The organism is Actinobacillus indolicus (assembly GCF_004519515.1).
Lineage (GTDB): Bacteria > Pseudomonadota > Gammaproteobacteria > Enterobacterales > Pasteurellaceae > Glaesserella > Glaesserella indolica_A.
The window spans coordinates 1,677,330-1,695,681 of record NZ_CP038145.1 but is presented as its reverse complement, the minus strand read 5'-3'; the positions used below and the strand labels follow the sequence as shown (position 1 = coordinate 1,695,681).

Below are 18,352 nucleotides of genomic sequence, written 5' to 3'. Positions count from 1 at the left end.
ATTATTCATTACACATTAAAGCGGAAATGCATCACATCGCCATCTTGAACGATATATTCTTTGCCTTCTAAACGCCATTTTCCCGCTTCTTTCGCGCCATTTTCGCCTTTGTATTGAACAAAATCGTCATAGGCAATCACTTCTGCACGAATAAAGCCGCGCTCAAAGTCAGTATGGATTACCGCAGCCGCTTTTGGTGCCGTCGCACCAATAGATACTGTCCAAGCACGTACTTCTTTCACGCCAGCGGTGAAGTAAGTTTGTAAGTTCAACAATTTATAGCCTGCACGAATTACACGGTTTAAGCCCGGTTCTTCAATGCCTAAATCTTGTAAAAACTCGATTTTTTCATCATCGTCAAGCTCAGCAATTTCTGCTTCAATCGCCGCACAAACAGGCACAACCACCGCATTCTCTTTTGCCGCAATTTCACGCACTTGGTCTAAATAAGGGTTGTTTTCAAAACCGTCTTCATTCACGTTGGCAATGTACATTGTTGGCTTTAAGGTTAAGAAGTTATAACCTTTGATAGCGTGGAGTTCATCTTTATCCAACGCAACAGAACGGATCATACCGCCATTTTCTAAGGTCGGTAGGATTTTTTCCATAATGGAAAGCTCAAATTTAGCATCTTTATCGCCGCCTTTGGCACGTTTTTGTAAACGTTGGATAGCACGTTCACAGCTATCTAAATCCGCTAAAGCCAATTCTGTATTGATCACTTCAATATCATCAAGCGGGCTGATTTTGCCTGCAACGTGCACAATGTCATCGTTCTCAAAACAGCGAACCACGTGACCAATCGCATCGGTTTCACGGATATTCGCTAAGAATTTATTGCCTAAACCTTCACCTTTACTTGCCCCAGCCACTAAGCCTGCAATATCCACAAATTCCATTGTGGTTGGCAATACACGTTCTGGTTTTACGATTTCCGCTAACGCATCTAAACGTGGGTCTGGCATCGGCACAACGCCTGTATTTGGTTCAATGGTACAGAACGGATAGTTTGCCGCTTCGATACCTGCTTTGGTTAATGCATTAAAAAGAGTTGATTTACCCACATTTGGTAAACCGACAATGCCACATTTAAATCCCATTTTCTTTTCCTATAAATTATCTATTTAAATAACTTTTGTAGGGGTGGGGTTTATCCCCACCCGTTAAAATATTGATATGATTTCGGGCGGGGATAAACCCCGCCCCTACTCATTTGCCTTTACACAAGCGGTTAATAATGACAAATTTTTTACGCTTTAAACGCATTCAAGCGATTAGTCGCTTTAACAATCCCTTCTTTGAACAATAGTTCCACACAACGGCTGGCTTCATCAACGGCTGCGTTAATTAAAGGCTGATCCGTTGGCGAAGGTTTACCTAACACATAACTTGCCACTAAGTCTTTATGCCCCGGATGACCAATTCCGATACGCACACGGTAGAAATTATTGCTATTACCAAGAGCCGCAATAATGTCTTTTAAACCGTTGTGTCCGCCGTGTCCGCCACCTTGCTTGATTTTGGCAACACCTGGGGGAAGATCCAATTCATCGTGAGCGACTAAAATCTCTTCCGGCTTAATGCGATAAAAATTCGCTAACGCACCAACAGCCTTACCACTTAAATTCATAAAAGTGGTTGGCACAAGCAGACGCACTTCGCCTTGTGGCGTATTAATTTTGGCGACCTTGCCGAAGTATTTTGCTTCGTCCTTTAAGGTGACATTAAACATACGAGCAAGCTCGTTCACTAGCCATTCGCCTGCATTGTGGCGAGTTTCTTCATACTTTGTGCCAGGGTTAGCCAGCCCGACAATCAATTTAATCTGTGACATAGTTTTTGCTTAATAAATAAAAGGCGGTATTGTAGGCAAAAAGGCATCATTTAACAAGAAATGATGTACCTTTCTACGAGAATATCATGATTAAGATTTTACCGAATAGACCTTAAACTTACTCGACTTCGCTAACACTTGATGTCTGCCAAATGCTTTATCCAATAAATCAGGATAAGGTAAAAAAGCATTGGCAACAATACGTAGCTCACCACCACGATTAAGGTGTTGCTTAGCTTGGGCAATCAACTCTTCTACCGCACGATATGCCGTATCTACACCGTCGTGGAAAGGTGGATTTGAGACAATCAGATCAAAACGCCCGTCAATATGGGAAAAGACATCACTTGCTACCACATCGCCTTCAAGCTGATTTTCCGCCAATGTTCGCTTACTTGATTCCAATGCCATTGCGTGAATATCTGACATCGTCAGCTTGATTTTCGGGAATTGCTGTTTTAAACACGCCCCAATCACTCCAGCTCCACAGCCGAGATCTAACACTTTCCCTTTCAATCCATCAGCTTTATTGAATGTGGAAAGCAACAATTTAGAACCGTTATCTAACTCCACCGAGCTGAATACCGCAGGTAACGCAAACACATTGAGATCTTGCAAGCGGTACGATTTCCAGAATTTTTTGCTATCAAAAGTAGGCACGTTTTCCAGTCTAAAATGGTACAACCCACAACGGCGAGCCGAGTCAATCTTAGCAACCTCGCCAAACGGCTCAAGCAAGGTTTCCACCGAACGCACGCCGACACGGTTTTCACCTATTACCAATAATTCTTGGCCAACTAGCGCAGTCGCCAACCATTGTAACAACTGAAATTGACACTCTTGCTTATTCTTCGTCCAGTAAAAGACGGCTAAGTCTGCTTGCTGATAACATTCCAAGCCAAATTCCACGTTATTATAATGGCGAGCATAATCAAAATAGCTACTGAACACCGCCACAGACTTTGCCATCGGTTGAATGAGTCCTGAGAAATCATCACGCACATCGCCAAATAACAACACATTTTTTTGCTCAAAGACGCTTAGGTGGCGTTCAAGCACTTCGCTTTCGATTGATAACATAAATTTCCAAATTTAATGCAAAATAATTTCTGCATTTTACCGATTTTTGCTACTATTCCCCAACTTTTTATGAGGAAAAATGATGAATCGCCGAGATTTGCTCCTAACAGAGATGAATATACCCCAATGGATACTTGTTAAACCGCAAGTACTCAAAGGCGACGCACAAATTCGCTTGGCGGATACGGTGAAATTAGTGGTGGTATGTGAAGAAGATCACCATCAGACAGGGTTATTTCAAGATGTTTTACGAGCCTTGCAATTAAATCACGAGCAATATCAATGGATTAGCCTTGAGCAAGCAATGCGACTGCAGTTCGATCATCAACCGATTTTCTGGCTAATTCAACCTGAAGTACAAGCGGTGCGATTTGCAAAAAAATTTGCAAATCAGACCGCTTGGCGGTGTGAATCTTGGCAAGATCTTTATCAATCCCAACAAAAACGTAAACTTTGGCAACAGATACAATCATTTTGCCCGCAATTTGAGGAAACTTTGTGATTACCCCCGTTTTAGAAAACGACTTCGACCGCCTTTTTGAGATCGAACAACAAGCCCATTTAGTACCTTGGGCGAAAGGAACGCTGTTAAACAGTCAAGGCGAACGTTATTTGAATTTGAAATTATCCGTTGAAAACCACATTGTTGCCTTTGCGATTTGTCAGTTTGTGCTTGATGAAGCCACGCTGTTTAATATTGCAGTTGATCCTGCTTATCAAGGCAAAGGCTTTGGTAAGCAACTGTTGCAAGCGTTGATCGCTCAGCTTCAACAAAAACAGATCACGATATTATGGCTTGAAGTACGAGCTTCAAACACGACAGCACAAAAACTTTACTCCTCACTAGGCTTTAATGAAGTGACGGTGCGGAAAAATTACTACCCGACCCAAGACGGTGGGCGAGAGAATGCGGTGGTGATGGCGTTATATTTGTAGCTATCCCCATTTTATATGAAAGAGAACAAAATGAACGAATTAACAACCTTTGAAGAATTAGATTTAAGCCCTGAGCTGTTACAAGCATTGGATAAAAAAGGCTATAAACGCCCAACTGCTATTCAGCAAGAAACGATTCCGCCTGCAATGGAAGGGCGAGATGTGTTGGGTTCAGCCCCGACAGGCACAGGAAAAACCGCTGCATTTTTATTGCCTGCGTTACAACATTTGCTCGATCACCCTCGCCGTAAGCCCGGTCCACCACGCATTTTAATTTTAACGCCAACCCGTGAATTGGCGATGCAAGTTGCGGAGCAAGCGGAAGAGTTGGCACAATTTACTAACTTGAAAATTGCCACCATTACGGGCGGTGTCGCTTATCAAAACCACGGTGAAGTATTTAACACTAATCAAGATCTTGTGGTGGCGACACCGGGGCGTTTACAACAGTATATTCAAGAAGAAAATTTTGACTGCCGTTCTGTCGAGATTTTAATTTTTGATGAAGCGGATCGTATGTTGCAAATGGGGTTCGGGCAAGATGCCGAAAAAATCGCAGCAGAAACCCGTTGGCGTAAATATACTTGGCTCTTTTCTGCCACCCTTGAAGGCGAATTGTTAGTGGATTTTGCTGAACGCATTTTAAATGATCCCGTTCAGATTGATGCAGAGCCAAGTCGCCGTGAGCGTAAGAAAATTCAGCAGTGGTATTATCACGCTGATAATCTTGAACATAAAACCAAATTACTTGCCCGTTTGATAAGTGAATTTGAGATTGAGCGAAGCATTGTGTTTGTTCGTCGTCGAGAAAGTGTGCGAGAGCTAAGCGAAACCTTGCGTAAACGAGGTATTCGTTCAACTTATCTGGAAGGCGAAATGGCACAGACACAGCGTAATCAAGCGATTGCCCGCTTAAAAGACGGCGTGGTAAATGTGTTAGTGGCAACGGACGTGGCAGCTCGTGGGATTGATATTGATGATGTCGATTTTGTGATTAACTTTGACCTTCCATATAGTGCGGATACTTATCTACACCGTATCGGGCGTACAGCTCGTGCAGGCAAGAAAGGTTCAGCAGTATCATTAGTCGAAGCTCACGATTACAAACTACTTGGCAAAATTAAACGGTATACGGAAGAGCCGTTAAAACCGCGTATTATTGAAGGCTTAGAACCTCGTACCAAAGCTCCAAAAGATGGTGAAGTAAATACGGTATCGAAAAAAGAGAAAGCACGGATTAAGAAAAAGAAAGAAGAGAAAAAAGAGAGTTTGAAGAAAAAAGTAAAAATCCGTCATAAAGACACTAAGAATATTGGTAAACGTAGAAAGCCAGCATCCGAGAAAGATAGTATCTAATAAGTTCAGAGGGTAAATGTATACAAATACATTTACCCCTGATTATTTATTAACAATTAAACTTTCTTTTCATTCCACGGCGCTATCCAAAACAAGCATAGCATTCCCGGAATCGCTAAGAAGAAGCAGATCCAATAGAAATGGTAGAAACCAACGCTCTCAGCTAATGCCCCTGATGTCGCACCAATCAATTTACTTGGAATAGCGGTTAAGCTGGTGAAAATCGCAAATTGTGTCGCTGTATAAAGTGGATTTGTTTCACGAGAAATATAGGCGACAAAACAGGCTGTGCCTAAACCAATCCCGATATATTCACCAATAATAACCGCAGATAAAGCGAAGCGTTCGTAAGTGCCGATAGTTTCAAACTTACCGTGACTTGCAAGCCACGCAAAGCCGAGTAACATGAGCATTTGGAATACGCCGAAAATCCATAAAGAGCGATTTACGCCAATACGTAACATCAGCACGCCACCAGCCATACCAGCCACAATAGAAGCCCATAGTCCGTTGATTTTTACCGCTGTACCTAAATCGGTGCGACTAAAGCCCATATCCAGAATAAAGGCACTTTGTAAGGTAGCTGCAAAGGAGTCACCTAAGTTATAAAGCAACATAAAAGTGAGTGTGCCAACCGCAGCCCATAAACCTTTACGTTGGAAGAACTCTTTGAATGGAATCACAAAGGCTTCGTGGAAAGGAAGATTACGGTTATCTTGTAAAATTTTTGGCTCTTTCGCTAAGAATAAACTCAGAATAATCCCAGGGATCATAAAGAGCGCGGTAAACAAAAAGACCGTTTCCCAAGGATAGTGGTCAGAAACAATCAACGCTAAACCGCCTGGAATTAACCCAGCAATACGATAGCCGTTAATATGAATAGAGTTACCTAAACCCAGTTCTTCATCAGACAAAATTTCACGGCGATAAGCATCAACCACAATATCTTGCACCGCAGACATGAAGGCAACAGCAATGGCTAACATCATTACGGGCTTAATATCTTGTGCTGGATTGAAGAAACCGAAGCAAGCAATTAACCCCAATAGAGCTATCTGCGTGAAAAACATCCAGCTACGGCGGCGACCAAGGAAATTCGGGTAATAGCGGTCAAACAGCGGTGCCACTAAAAATTTCCAAGTGTAAGGCAAACCCACGATAGCAAAAAAACCAATGGTTTTTAAATCTACCTGTTCAGAGCGAAGCCACGCTGGAATTAATTGATAGATAAAATATAACGGCAAGCCAGACGTAAACCCTGTAAAAACGCAGAGCAACATTTTGTAACTGAAAATTTGCCGCCAGAGAGAAACCTGTACTTGCTCGCCCATTTTTACCCCTTATATCCATTCGGATTATTTTTTTGCCAATTCCAAGTGTCTTTCATCATTTGCGTTAAATCGTATTGCGTTTTCCAGCCTAACTGCTCAAGGGCTTTTTGTGGATTAGAGTAACAGACCGCAATATCGCCAGGGCGACGATCAACCAATTTATAAGGCACGTTAATGTCGTTTGCTTGCTCAAAGGCTTTCACCATATCTAACACAGAATAGCCCGTGCCGGTGCCTAAATTATAGACGTGGAAACCTGCATCATCTTGATGTTTTTCTAAGGCTTTCAAATGCCCAATCGCAAGATCGACAACGTGAATATAATCACGCACACCAGTGCCATCGTGGGTTTCATAATCACTACCAAACACAGACAGTTGTTGCAATTTACCCACAGCAACTTGGCTGATATAAGGTAATAAGTTATTCGGAATGCCGTTAGGATCTTCACCAATCAGACCGCTTGCGTGTGCTCCAACAGGATTGAAGTAGCGTAGTACGACCGCACTAAATTGTGGGAAGGCTTTCGCTGTATCTTCTAGGATACGCTCTACCATATATTTTGATGTGCCATAAGGGTTGGTTGTTCCACCGACTTCACAAGCTTCCGTAATCGGAATTTCTTTCGGATCGCCATAAACCGTTGCTGATGAACTAAATACAATCGTATTGACATTGGCTTTTAACATCTCTTCAACCAGCACAATGGAACCTGTCACATTGTTTTGGTAGTAACGCAACGGCTCTCGAACACTTTCGCCTACGGCTTTTAAGCCAGCAAAATGGATAACCGAATCAATCTGATTTTCTGCAAAAATGCGACCTAACATTTCACGGTCTAAAATATCGCCTTGATAAAAGCGAACGGTTTTTCCCGTAATCTGTTTAACTCGCGCTAAAGAGATTTCAGATGAATTAGATAAGTTATCTAATACCACAATCTCTTTGCCTTGATTTAATAATTCAACCACCGTATGTGAGCCGATATAACCAGCTCCGCCTGTTACTAAAATTGCCATAGACTGTCCTTTTTTAAAATAAATTTGGATGTAGTTTACTCTTTTTGCTTAAGTATTTGCAAAAAATTCACATCATCTTACCGCTTGTACTCTGTTAATTTGAGCTGTTTAAATAACGCTGATTTCTCCCTATCATCTAAAACACGATATTCGCCTGCACCAAGAGTACCTAATGTAAACTGCCCTATCCCCACACGGATAAGACGTAAGGTCGGAAAACCAATATGAGCTGTCATTCGGCGAACCTGACGGTTCTTTCCTTCTGTAATTTTCAGCTCAATCCACGATGTCGGAATGTACTTTCGCTCTCGAATTTTGGGGGCTGTCGCCCAATCAAAATCAGGTTCAGAAATGATTCTAACTTTGGCGGGTTTAGTTAAACCATCTTTTAGTTCAACCCCTTGAGTGAGTTTTGCCAAATCATTTGCATTCGGAATCCCTTCTATCTGAACCCAATAGGTTTTCTCTTTTTCAAACTTGGGATTGGCTAAACGATGCTGAATCTCGCCATTATTTGTCAATAACAATAAACCTTCACTATCTCGATCTAACCGTCCAACTGGATACACCTGCGGAATGGGAATAAAGGCTTTCAAGGTTTGCCGATTCTGATCGTCAGTAAATTGGGTCAATACGTCGTAAGGTTTATTGAACAACAGCACCATCGTTTCATCAAAAGAGAGTGTTGGTTTGGTTGTTCGTCTGATTGGATGCTTCTGTAATGTTGATTTCGGTTTAAACATAGTCAAAAAAGGACGCTATCAGAGCGTCCATCTTCATTTTATAATTTCACAGGCTCAATAATTTCACTTGGATAGCAACCCAATACTTTTAAGAAGCTCGTTACTGCTTCAAGTTCTTTCAAGGCATTTTGGGTATTTTCATTATGAATATTGGCATCTAATTCCACATAGAACATCTCTTCCCACGGTTTACCATAAATAGGCCGAGATTCAAGTTTAATCATACGAATGCCGTGTTGCTTAAATACCATTAATGCATCAACCAAAGCACCCGCTTGTTGAGTCGTCGTCATTAATAACAAGGTTTTAGTCTGCACTTGTGGCGAAACATTGACAGGTTTTTTAGACACCACAATAAAGCGAGTAATGTTGTTTTCTTGATTCGCAATACCGCTTTTTAACACGCTTAAACCGTACAATTTCCCGCCATCTTCATTACCTAACGCAACGCAATTTGATTTATTTAAACGAGCGACTAACTGCATAGCGTGAGAACTACTTTCGCAGTATTTGATATGCACTTTATCTAAACTCTGAATAAATTGACTACATTGTTGTGCAGGTTGTGGGTGGGTATAAATGGTATCCACTTGGGCAAAATCCGCATTATTTGTGCCTAAAACACAATGTTTAATAGGATAAGCCAATTCGCCGACAAGGGTTAAGTCTGTATGTTGCAACAAATCATAAACTTCATTGATAGAACCTGAAGTGGTATTTTCTAACGGCAATACGCCATAATCGGCTTCACCTTGCTGAACTTTTTCAAAAACTGAATCAAAAGATTCGCAACTGAGTTCCACTAAAGAAGCCGTACTGTTTTTCATAAACTGGCGAGAAGCGAGATGAGAATAAGAGCCACGCATACCTAAAAATGCAATGGCAACGTTATCTTGATTCTGATTCAGTTTATTTTGCAAGTAATGCTGTTGAGTTAAGACAGAGTCTTCAATGATACGTTGGAAGATTTGCGTCACATATTGTGGGTCAAGTTGATAATTCTCCGCTTGAGCAAAACTCACCAATTCTTGTAACAGTTGTTTTTCACGTTCGATATCTCGTAGAGGCTTTTTCGTGATCTCTTTACTTCGAACGACATCGAACGCAAGTCGATGACGCTCCGATAATAATTTCAATAAGTTACGGTCAATTTGAGTGATTTGTTGTCGAATATCCGATAAATCTAAAGACATTGCGTTTTCCTAAGCGGTCAGTTGTGTTTAATTTTTTGCAATTTGTATAAAGCATAAATTCTAACGGCTTCCCCTATAAATCACAATCAACTAATGAAAATAATCACTAAATCAATCTCAATGGGTTGTAAAGTCTCATTTATTTATTTTTCGATGCGATTCGAAAATATAAATAGTTCCCCTTGTTACTCTGATGAAGATTTTTACAATAAGAGAAAAGGAGGTGCTTATGTTAAATATTTTCACAAAACCCTTTGAGCAAGAAACCTTAGACGATTGGGCAAAACTTTCCGTAGATATCGCAAAAGTTGCCATTCTGGCGATCCCTGTTATACTTTATGGGAAAGAAGCATTGTTGATTAAGTTTATTAATGTTTTTCTGCTCAGTTGTGGTATTTATAGTGCATTAATTGCAGGCAGAAAATTAAGAAAGATGAAAGAAGGGGATTGATTATGGGATTAACTCTTGGCTTAGCGATATTTGCTATCGTGATGATTGGATGGGCATTTATGGCCCATAAAATTGCAAAACATTAAACGCAACCCGATTTTATAAAGGATAACATCAAAGATGCTTATCCTTTTTTATTTGCTGAATTGATGAAAATAATCACTAAAATGGTAAGATGTCGCACTTTTATCAAATAAAGAGGAAATCGAATGTCAAACCCACTTTTAAACAACACAGGTTTACCTAAATTCTCTCAAATTCAACCTGAACACGTTGTGCCTGCTATTGAGCAGTTAATTCAACAATGCCGTGATACCATTGAACAAGTTTCTCAAATTGATACGCCAACGTGGGAAAACTTCTACCTACCGCAAGCGATCACAGGGGATAAACTCTCTCGTGCGTGGTCGCCAGTTGGGCATCTCAACGCAGTAAAAAATAGCCCTGAATTGCGTGAAGCCTATCAAGCGTGCTTGCCGATGTTATCCGAATACAGCACTTGGGTTGGGCAACATCAGGGGTTGTATCAAGGCTATGTCAAACTGAAAAACAGCCCTGAGTTTGCCACTTATTCTCTCGCTCAGAAAAAAGCGATTGAAAACAGCTTGCGTGATTTTGAGTTATCAGGGATCTCATTGCCGGCAGATAAACAGAAACGCTATGGCGAAATTTCTGCTCGTTTATCTGAACTCAGCTCACAATTTAGCAACAATGTCCTTGATGCGACAATGGGGTGGGATATTGTGATTGAAGATGAAGCGGATCTGAAAGGTTTGCCAGAGTCGGCACTTGAAGGGGCGAAACTTTCAGCTCAAAGCAAAGAGAAATCAGGCTACCGCTTTACCCTTGAATTTCCAAGCTATTTGCCTGTAATGACCTATTGTGAAAACCGTGAGCTTCGCCAAAAAATGTATGAAGCCTATAACACACGAGCGTCAGATCAAGGTCCAAACGCAGGTAAATGGGATAACTCAGCCATTATGGCGGAAACCCTTGAGTTACGCTTAGAGTTAGCCAAATTACTCGGTTTTGAAAGCTATGCTGATCTTTCCCTTGCAACCAAAATGGCGGAAAACCCAACGCAAGTGGTTGATTTCTTGGAAGGTTTAGCAAATCGTTCTAAAGAGCAAGGCAAAAAAGAGTTAGCTGAGCTAAAAGCCTTTGCCAAAGAGAGCTATGGCGTAAGCGAGTTACAGCCGTGGGATATTGCATTTTATAGCGAAAAACAGAAGCAAGCCCTATATGCAATCAACGATGAAGAGCTTCGTCCTTATTTCCCTGAAGAACGTGTTCTTTCCGGTTTATTTGAACTGGTGAAACGCATTTTTGGTATGCGAGTGGAAGAGCAGAAAGAATTTGACAGCTATCACGAGAATGTCCGTTTTTTCAATATTTTTGATGAAACTGACCGCTTGCGTGGTTCATTCTATTTGGATCTCTATGCCCGTGAAAACAAACGTGGCGGTGCTTGGATGGACGATTGTATCAATCAAAAACGTCTAGCGGGCGGTTCATTACAAAAACCTGTTGCCTACTTAACCTGTAACTTCAATAAACCGATTGGCGATAAACCAGCTCTGTTTACACACGATGAAGTTACTACGCTATTCCACGAGTTTGGGCACGGTATTCACCATATGCTGACCGAAATTGATGTGGGTGACGTTTCAGGGATTAACGGTGTGCCGTGGGACGCAGTTGAGCTACCAAGTCAATTCCTTGAAAACTGGTGCTGGGAAGAAGATGCCCTTGCCTTTATTTCAGGGCATTACCAAACAGGCGAGCCACTACCAAAAGAGAAATTGACCCAGTTGCTGAAAGCGAAAAACTTCCAAGCAGCAATGTTTGTGTTACGCCAGTTAGAATTTGGCTTATTCGATTTCCGCTTACATATGAGCGAACCAAAAGAAAATATCGTGTTAGATACGCTAAAAGCGGTCAAAGCACAGGTCGCTGTGGTGGAATTGCCGACCTTCGTACGCACCCCACACAGCTTCTCCCACATCTTCGCAGGGGGCTATGCCGCAGGCTATTACAGCTACTTATGGGCAGAAGTATTATCGGCAGATGCCTTTGCACGCTTTGAAGAGGAAGGTATTTTCAATCGTGAGGTAGGTCAGTCTTTCCTAGATAACATCTTAACCCGTGGCGGTTCAGAAGAGCCGATGGTGCTATTTGAACGCTTCCGTGGTCGCAAACCTACGTTAGATGCGTTGTTAAGACATAAAGGTATCGGACATTAATCGAAAAGAAACTGATCGCAAGCGGTCAGTTTCTCTCTATTTTTTGCAAAATAGTCAAAGAAAAAGGAAGAACAACAAATGTTCTTCCTTTTTCATTATTTCTTCACAATATCACCATTTCGAACTTCTGTACTAACAGCCGTATTTCGATTTTTTGTTGTAAAATCAGCGCCTTCAAATTCACCTGTTTGATTTCCTAAGAAGAAACCACGGTATTCTTTTACCCACATTGCCGTTGCACCACAAACTGCAACGGGCATTACTACTAAATTAATAAAAGGTAGCATCGTAAACAGGCTGACTAATGCACCAAAGGTGAAATTCATGGTTCGATATTGAGCCAATGCATTTCGCATACGCTGAAATTGGATTTTATGGTTATCAAAAGGATAGTCACAGTATTGAATCGCAATGAGCCAAGCGCTGAAAATAAAGGCTAACACTGGCACTACGGTTTGACCTAAAACTGGTACAAAGCCTAACAAAAACAGCGCAATAAGACGGGGAATGCTATACCACATTTTTTGCCACTCTCGTTTTAACATTCTCGGCACATCTTTAAGCATCTCCGCAAAGCTCATTTCTGTTAAATTTTCACCCGATAATTGCTGTTCAACTTTTTCAGCAAGTAAGGCGTTAAACGGCGCAGCGATAAAATTAGCAAGGGTTGTAAAGGCAAAATAAAATGCCACGAGAATCATCAAAAAGATCAGTGGAATAAGCACAAAGCTTAACCATTCAAGCCAAGAAGGTAGGAGAACATCAAGTAATCCCCCCACATTTGCAAAGAAAAACCAAATTAATCCAATCATCAATACCGCATTAATAATGACGGGAAAAATGATAAAGGGCATTAACTGACGTTGTAACATTAAACGCCAGCCATAGATAAAATAATGGAAGCCTGCTCCAATTTGAGTCTCAGGCGTAGAAAATGGTGAAGACATAATCAACCTTTCTGTTCAAATTTTTAAAAGAAATATGGTAAGCTATGCACCTATATTTCGCCAAGAACGAAATTTCAAATTTGACGTTTTTTTAAGCTAAAGAGGACAAAATGGAAACGCATATTCTTTTCTTTATTTTAGCAGGGGTATTAATCGCTGTTTTAATTGGATACAGTATTTGGTCTGCACGCCGTGAAAAATCACGCGTTTTTTCTAATACGTTTACTACTCGTCCACCTTCAGCACCAATCAATAATGAGATTACGGCAGATATTCCAGCAAGCTTAAATACTCAAGGAATGCATACGCACACATCTGCTCACCAAGATATGCCAGCACATGACATAGCACAAGTGCAACAAGATGTGCAAGAAAATGTGAGCAAAATTCGTATTAGCTTACAAGATCAACCGCAAAATGCACCAGATTCAAGCTATCAAACAAGTGGTTTTGAACAGGCATCTTTTGAAGCACAGCCACAGCCTGAAGTGCAGTTGAACGAATCATCAGCATCACAGCAGATGCAACAGGCGGCAGAACCGAGCATTGTTACACTTTATGTGGTTGCGCCTGAAGGTACTCAATTCCGTGGTGATGTTGTGGTACAAAATTTAGAAGCACTTGGCTTTTTATATGGCGAATATCAAATTTTCCACCGCCATTTAGATAATCCAGCAAGCCCAGTTCTCTTTAGCGTGGCGAATATGATGCAACCAGGTGTCTTTGATTTAGCTAAAATTGAGCAATTTGCGACGGTAGGTTTGGTGTTCTTTATGCACCTTCCTTCTGCTGGTAACGATCTTGCAAATCTCAAATTGATGATTAGAACGGTGGAAAGCTTTGCTCAATCTGTGGGTGGCTTTATTTTAGATGAACAGCAACAACTGTTTGATGATGAAAAACGTCAACATTATCTGTTACGTGTAAAATCCTAATTTGCAAAAAATATATTAAATCTGACCGCTTGCAAGCGGTCTTTTTTATCGAGAAATTTACAGATGCCAAACTCTATTGAAACTCAACTTGAACATTTGCGTGAAAAATTGCGTGAATATGAATACCACTACCACGTTTTAGATAATCCGCTTGTACCCGATGCAGAATATGATCGCTTGATGAACGAGTTAAAAAATCTGGAATGGCAACACCCCGAATTGATTACGTCCGATTCACCGACACAACGGGTTGGTGCTAAGCCGTTAGAGGGTTTTGCTCAAATTACCCACGAAATCCCAATGCTTTCTTTGGACAATGCCTTTTCCGATGATGACCTCACAGGTTTTTTGCGTCGTATTGAAGATCGTATTGCAATCAACAGTAATCAAATTGAATTTTGTTGTGAGCCGAAACTTGATGGCTTAGCGGTGAGTATTCTGTATGTTGATGGAGTGCTAACTCAAGCTGCAACTCGTGGCGACGGAACAACAGGGGAAGATATTACCGCCAATATCCGCACGATCCGCAATATTCCGTTAAAACTAAAAAGTAGTAATCCGCCACACCGTTTAGAAGTGCGTGGTGAAGTTTTTATGCCACAGCAAGGATTTGAGCAGTTAAATGAAAAAGCACTGGCAAAAGGTGAGAAGACCTTTGCTAACCCACGTAATGCAGCGGCAGGTTCACTTCGTCAGCTCGATCCGAAAATCACTAGCCAACGTCCGTTAATGTTGAACGCATATAATATCGGGGTTTATGAAAGTGATGATGAACTCCCAACGACACATTTTGACCGCTTGCAGTGGTTAAAAACCTTGGGGATTCCTGTCAATACTGAAATTACCTTAGCAACGGGTTCTCAAGCCTTGACTGCGTTTTATCAAAAAATCCAAGCCAAACGTAGTTCGCTGGGTTACGACATTGATGGCACGGTGTTGAAAGTCAATGAGATTGCGCTGCAAGAACAGCTTGGCTTTATCTCAAAAGCACCTCGTTGGGCGATTGCTTACAAATTTCCTGCACAAGAAGAGATGACGATTCTGAACGATGTTGAATTTCAGGTCGGCAGAACAGGAGCAATTACCCCAGTGGCAAAATTAGAACCTGTCTTTGTAGCTGGGGTAACGGTGAGCAATGCCACCTTACATAACGGTGATGAGATTGAGCGTTTAGGGATCGCAATTGGTGATACCGTGATTATTCGCCGAGCAGGTGATGTTATTCCGCAAATTGTGGGCGTTGTGGCCGAACGTCGTCCTGATAATGCAAAAAAAATTGCTTTTCCGACCGCTTGCCCTGTTTGTAATTCAGCTGTAGTGCGTGTTGATGGCGAAGCAGTTGCTCGCTGTACAGGCGGATTATTCTGTGAAGCCCAACGTAAAGAAGCGTTAAAGCATTTCGTTTCACGCAAAGCAATGGATATTGACGGCGTGGGTGAAAAACTGATTGAACAACTGATGGAACGTGAGCTGATCCGTACCCCAGCAGATCTATTTAAACTCGATCACACCACCTTAATGCGTTTAGAGCGAATGGGGGAGAAATCTGCCAATAACGCACTACAAAGTATCGAAAAGGCAAAAAATACCACTCTTGCCCGCTTCTTATTTGCTTTGGGTATTCGAGATGTCGGCGAATCTACCGCACAAAATCTCGCAAATCACTTTGGTACGCTTGATGCGATTCGCCAAGCGGATTTAGACACACTAAAACAGGTACAAGATGTTGGGGAAGTGGTGGCAAACCGCCTATTCCAATTCTGGCAAGAGCCACATAATGTCGAAGTAGTGGAAGACCTGGTTGCTCAAGGGGTGACGTGGCAAGATGTGGTGCAACAAGAGATTGCCGACAATCCATTAAAAGATAAAACAGTGGTACTAACAGGGACATTAACACAGCTCACCCGTGATCAAGCAAAAGCCTTATTACAGCAATTGGGTTGTAAAGTATCTGGCAGTGTATCAAGTAAAACGGATTATTTGATTGCAGGGGAAAAGGCTGGCTCAAAACTGGCAAAAGCTCAAGAATTAGGTGTGAAAATTTTGAGTGAACAAGACTTAGTGAATTTAGCAGGGCTATAAAATGGCAGATCCGCATATTCAATCGCCAATGGATGTTTGGGACTATATTACGGTTATTCTATATCGGTCAGGTTTCGTGTTGGCAACTATAATGCTTGGGCTATTTCCGTTTTATACGGATACCGCCCAACTTGGTTTGTTAATTGCAGGCACAATGCTCGCATCTTCATTGCATCTATACTTAAAGCAATTTCGCTATTTGTTTCAATTTGCGATGTGGATCGGTTTACTTTGCCACATATTCGGTTTAACTGAATTAGCGATAGGTGCGGTCTTTCTCGTACTTGGCGGACTTAGCTATAAAGAATATTTCTGCTTTCGGGTCTTTGGCTTAAATTTCCAACCGTTGTTATTGGCTATGTTATGGTTCTGTTGGATATTTGAATGGCATCTGCTAACGCTCATCTTAAGCGGAATTTGCGGTGTATTACTGCTGTTTCTTTCTATTCAGAAATGGAAGATGCCACTGCATTTTGATATCGGGGATAAGAGTAAGTATCAGATCTAAAGCTGATCTGATATTTACTTATCCTTCTTGGATATCCGCAAATTGTGCACCAAGCAACTTTGCCAAATCTTGCGGATTTAACTCCACATCTAACCCACGTTTACCGCCAGAGACAAAAATGGTTTCAAACTGCTCCGCAGATATATCAATGACGGTCGGTAAACGCTTCTTTTGCCCCAATGGGCTAATTCCACCAAGTAAGTAGCCTGTGGTTTTCTGTGCAATTTCTTTGTCTGCCATTTCCACTTTTTTGACATTCAACGCTTGAGCCGCTCGTTTTAAATTGAGCATTTTTGACACTGGCACAACCATGACGGCGAGCTTTTTCTGATCGCCATTTTCAGCCACAAGCAATGTTTTAAAAACTTGATCTGCATTTAAACCTAATTTATCTACGGCTTCTTGTCCGAAATTGGTGTTATTCGGATCGTGATCATAAGGGTGAAGTTGAAAGGCTATTTTCTGTTTTTTCAATAAATTGATCGCGGGTGTCACGGTTTTTTCCTTTCGCAATTGCGACAAAAAAGAGTAAAATTAGCCTTTATTTTGACGAGAGAGAAACAAAATGGCAAATATTCGTTTAGCAATTGCAGCAGATTTTTTATTAGCCGAGAAATTATTAGAAGCCTTAGAGCAAAGTAGTTTGGATTTTGAACAAATTTCAGCGATTGAGCTGGAAAGTTTTGGTGAAGAACATTCTCTGCGTTTTGGTGCAAAAGCTGTTGAGCAAATCGCTGTTGAAGATGTCGAGTGGTCGCAATTTAGTCACGTTCTCTTTGCAGGCAAAATGGCAAATGCAGAATTGCTGGCTCAGGCGGTGCAAGCAGGCTGTGTGATTTTAGATCTCTACGGTATTTCTGCATTAATCGGCAATGTGCCTGTGATTGTGCCAAGTGTAAACAATGAAATGATCGCCAATGTGCGTGAGCGAAATATTGTTGCTTTAGCAAATCCACAAATCAGCCAATTAGCACTTGCCTTAAAACCGTTGTTGGACCAGCCTATTCAACATATTTTTGTTACATCACTGTTACCTTCGGCCTATTTTGGTGATGAAAAAGTGCGTGAGTTAGCAGGGCAAACTGCTCAGTTGTTAAATGGTATTCCCCTTGATGATGAAAAACCACGCGTGGCGTTTGATGCTGTGCCTGCCAATGTGCAAGGTGATGAAAAACATCTGCCGTTCTCTCGTGTCTTTGAGTTACAACTTGCAAAAGTTCTGCCAAATCTAACCGCTAGTGTGACTTTCCATTCCGTGCAAGTGCCTGTTTTCTATGGTATTTCGCAGATGATTAGCGTTCAATCTGAATATGCTTTAGATGCAACCGCATTAAGTGAACAGTGGCAACAACAAGCGTGGGTAAAATTTAATTCAGATAATGTAATTACCCCAGTTAAAAATGGCGAAGATGAAGATGCAAATGTCTTACAGATCAGCCAGCTACTCAATAAAAACGACAACGCACTACAATTCTGGACAGTGGCTGATGAACAGCGTTTTAGCTTAGCGTTCTTGGCTGTGCAGTTGTTGAAAGAAGTACTTGCATACGAATAAGTTTAATCAGTGGGCATCTGCCCACTTTTTTATCCGCCCAACAACTCCGCAAACGATTACCTCTTTACATTCTATCCCTTGAGTAATCCTAAGATTTTGGCTACACTCTGAACGAAATAGCCAAGACTTCCTATCTTCT

Annotated in this window: 18 protein-coding genes; 9 read left to right on the top strand and 9 right to left on the bottom strand. The window is 41.4% G+C overall.

Annotated elements, in window-relative coordinates; translation table 11 throughout:
* Positions 1 to 8: 8 nt before the first annotated feature.
* From ychF to rsmC, 3 genes are all read right to left on the bottom strand, one after another.
* A complete protein-coding gene (gene ychF, locus EXH44_RS08470; RefSeq protein WP_162857073.1) occupies positions 9 to 1,100 on the bottom strand; it encodes a redox-regulated ATPase YchF in 1,092 nt (363 codons plus the stop codon).
* Positions 1,101 to 1,249: 149 nt separating this feature from the next.
* On the bottom strand, positions 1,250 to 1,834 hold the full coding sequence (pth, locus tag EXH44_RS08465) for an aminoacyl-tRNA hydrolase (protein ID WP_162857072.1): 585 nt from the start codon (positions 1,832 to 1,834) through the stop codon (positions 1,250 to 1,252).
* Between the two features lie 90 nt (positions 1,835 to 1,924).
* Positions 1,925 to 2,914, bottom strand: coding sequence for a 16S rRNA (guanine(1207)-N(2))-methyltransferase RsmC (gene rsmC / locus EXH44_RS08460; protein ID WP_162857071.1), 990 nt, complete (start codon positions 2,912 to 2,914; stop codon positions 1,925 to 1,927).
* 82 nt (positions 2,915 to 2,996) lie between these two features.
* On the opposite strand from rsmC, the gene EXH44_RS08455 reads away from it, so the two are divergent.
* From EXH44_RS08455 to srmB, 3 genes are read left to right on the top strand one after another with little or no spacing between them, the layout of a single operon-like run.
* Positions 2,997 to 3,416: a DNA polymerase III subunit psi gene (locus EXH44_RS08455; RefSeq protein WP_162857070.1), complete on the top strand. Its 420-nt coding sequence runs from the start codon at positions 2,997 to 2,999 to the stop codon at positions 3,414 to 3,416.
* Positions 3,413 to 3,850: a ribosomal protein S18-alanine N-acetyltransferase gene (gene rimI / locus EXH44_RS08450; protein ID WP_162857069.1), complete on the top strand. Its 438-nt coding sequence runs from the start codon at positions 3,413 to 3,415 to the stop codon at positions 3,848 to 3,850. Before EXH44_RS08455 ends, rimI begins: the two co-directional genes overlap by 4 nt.
* A gap of 30 nt (positions 3,851 to 3,880) precedes the next feature.
* Positions 3,881 to 5,206 carry an ATP-dependent RNA helicase SrmB gene (gene srmB / locus EXH44_RS08445; protein WP_162857068.1) on the top strand — a complete coding sequence of 442 codons (1,326 nt, stop codon included), beginning with the start codon at positions 3,881 to 3,883 and terminating at the stop codon, positions 5,204 to 5,206.
* A gap of 56 nt (positions 5,207 to 5,262) precedes the next feature.
* Here srmB and EXH44_RS08440 read toward each other — a convergent pair whose 3' ends face one another.
* From EXH44_RS08440 to EXH44_RS08425, 4 genes are all read right to left on the bottom strand, one after another.
* On the bottom strand, positions 5,263 to 6,537 hold the full coding sequence (locus tag EXH44_RS08440) for an AmpG family muropeptide MFS transporter (RefSeq protein ID WP_162857067.1): 1,275 nt from the start codon (positions 6,535 to 6,537) through the stop codon (positions 5,263 to 5,265).
* 2 nt (positions 6,538 to 6,539) lie between these two features.
* Entirely contained in the window at positions 6,540 to 7,556 is a 1,017-nt protein-coding gene (gene galE, locus EXH44_RS08435) for a UDP-glucose 4-epimerase GalE (protein ID WP_162857066.1), read from the bottom strand.
* Positions 7,557 to 7,633: 77 nt separating this feature from the next.
* Positions 7,634 to 8,299, bottom strand: a complete 666-nt coding sequence (locus EXH44_RS08430; RefSeq protein ID WP_162857559.1) for a pseudouridine synthase — start codon at positions 8,297 to 8,299, stop codon at positions 7,634 to 7,636.
* A 38-nt stretch (positions 8,300 to 8,337) separates the two neighbouring features.
* The gene (locus tag EXH44_RS08425) at positions 8,338 to 9,492 is read right to left on the bottom strand and encodes a chorismate mutase (protein WP_162857065.1); all 1,155 of its coding nucleotides are present in this window, start codon (positions 9,490 to 9,492) and stop codon (positions 8,338 to 8,340) included.
* Between the two features lie 229 nt (positions 9,493 to 9,721).
* On the opposite strand from EXH44_RS08425, the gene EXH44_RS08420 reads away from it, so the two are divergent.
* Entirely contained in the window at positions 9,722 to 9,943 is a 222-nt protein-coding gene (locus EXH44_RS08420) for a hypothetical protein (RefSeq protein WP_162857064.1), read from the top strand.
* A 209-nt stretch (positions 9,944 to 10,152) separates the two neighbouring features.
* Positions 10,153 to 12,186 (top strand): oligopeptidase A, encoded by a 2,034-nt coding sequence (gene prlC / locus EXH44_RS08415; protein WP_162857063.1) that lies wholly within the window; start codon positions 10,153 to 10,155, stop codon positions 12,184 to 12,186.
* 95 nt (positions 12,187 to 12,281) lie between these two features.
* Here prlC and cysZ read toward each other — a convergent pair whose 3' ends face one another.
* Positions 12,282 to 13,133 carry a sulfate transporter CysZ gene (cysZ, locus tag EXH44_RS08410; RefSeq protein WP_162857062.1) on the bottom strand — a complete coding sequence of 284 codons (852 nt, stop codon included), beginning with the start codon at positions 13,131 to 13,133 and terminating at the stop codon, positions 12,282 to 12,284.
* 110 nt (positions 13,134 to 13,243) lie between these two features.
* Between cysZ and zipA the strand changes: the two genes are divergently transcribed.
* The 3 genes from zipA (at position 13,244) to EXH44_RS08395 (ending at position 16,658) form a co-directional block, all read left to right on the top strand.
* Entirely contained in the window at positions 13,244 to 14,068 is an 825-nt protein-coding gene (gene zipA, locus EXH44_RS08405) for a cell division protein ZipA (RefSeq protein ID WP_162857061.1), read from the top strand.
* A 63-nt stretch (positions 14,069 to 14,131) separates the two neighbouring features.
* Positions 14,132 to 16,150 (top strand): NAD-dependent DNA ligase LigA, encoded by a 2,019-nt coding sequence (gene ligA, locus EXH44_RS08400; protein WP_162857060.1) that lies wholly within the window; start codon positions 14,132 to 14,134, stop codon positions 16,148 to 16,150.
* 1 nt (position 16,151) lies between these two features.
* The gene (locus tag EXH44_RS08395; protein ID WP_162857059.1) at positions 16,152 to 16,658 is read left to right on the top strand and encodes a DUF2301 domain-containing membrane protein; all 507 of its coding nucleotides are present in this window, start codon (positions 16,152 to 16,154) and stop codon (positions 16,656 to 16,658) included.
* 18 nt (positions 16,659 to 16,676) lie between these two features.
* Here EXH44_RS08395 and ybaK read toward each other — a convergent pair whose 3' ends face one another.
* Positions 16,677 to 17,153, bottom strand: a complete 477-nt coding sequence (ybaK, locus tag EXH44_RS08390; protein ID WP_162857058.1) for a Cys-tRNA(Pro)/Cys-tRNA(Cys) deacylase YbaK — start codon at positions 17,151 to 17,153, stop codon at positions 16,677 to 16,679.
* Positions 17,154 to 17,223: 70 nt separating this feature from the next.
* Between ybaK and EXH44_RS08385 the strand changes: the two genes are divergently transcribed.
* Entirely contained in the window at positions 17,224 to 18,213 is a 990-nt protein-coding gene (locus EXH44_RS08385; RefSeq protein WP_162857057.1) for an oxidoreductase, read from the top strand.
* Positions 18,214 to 18,352: the final 139 nt, after the last annotated feature.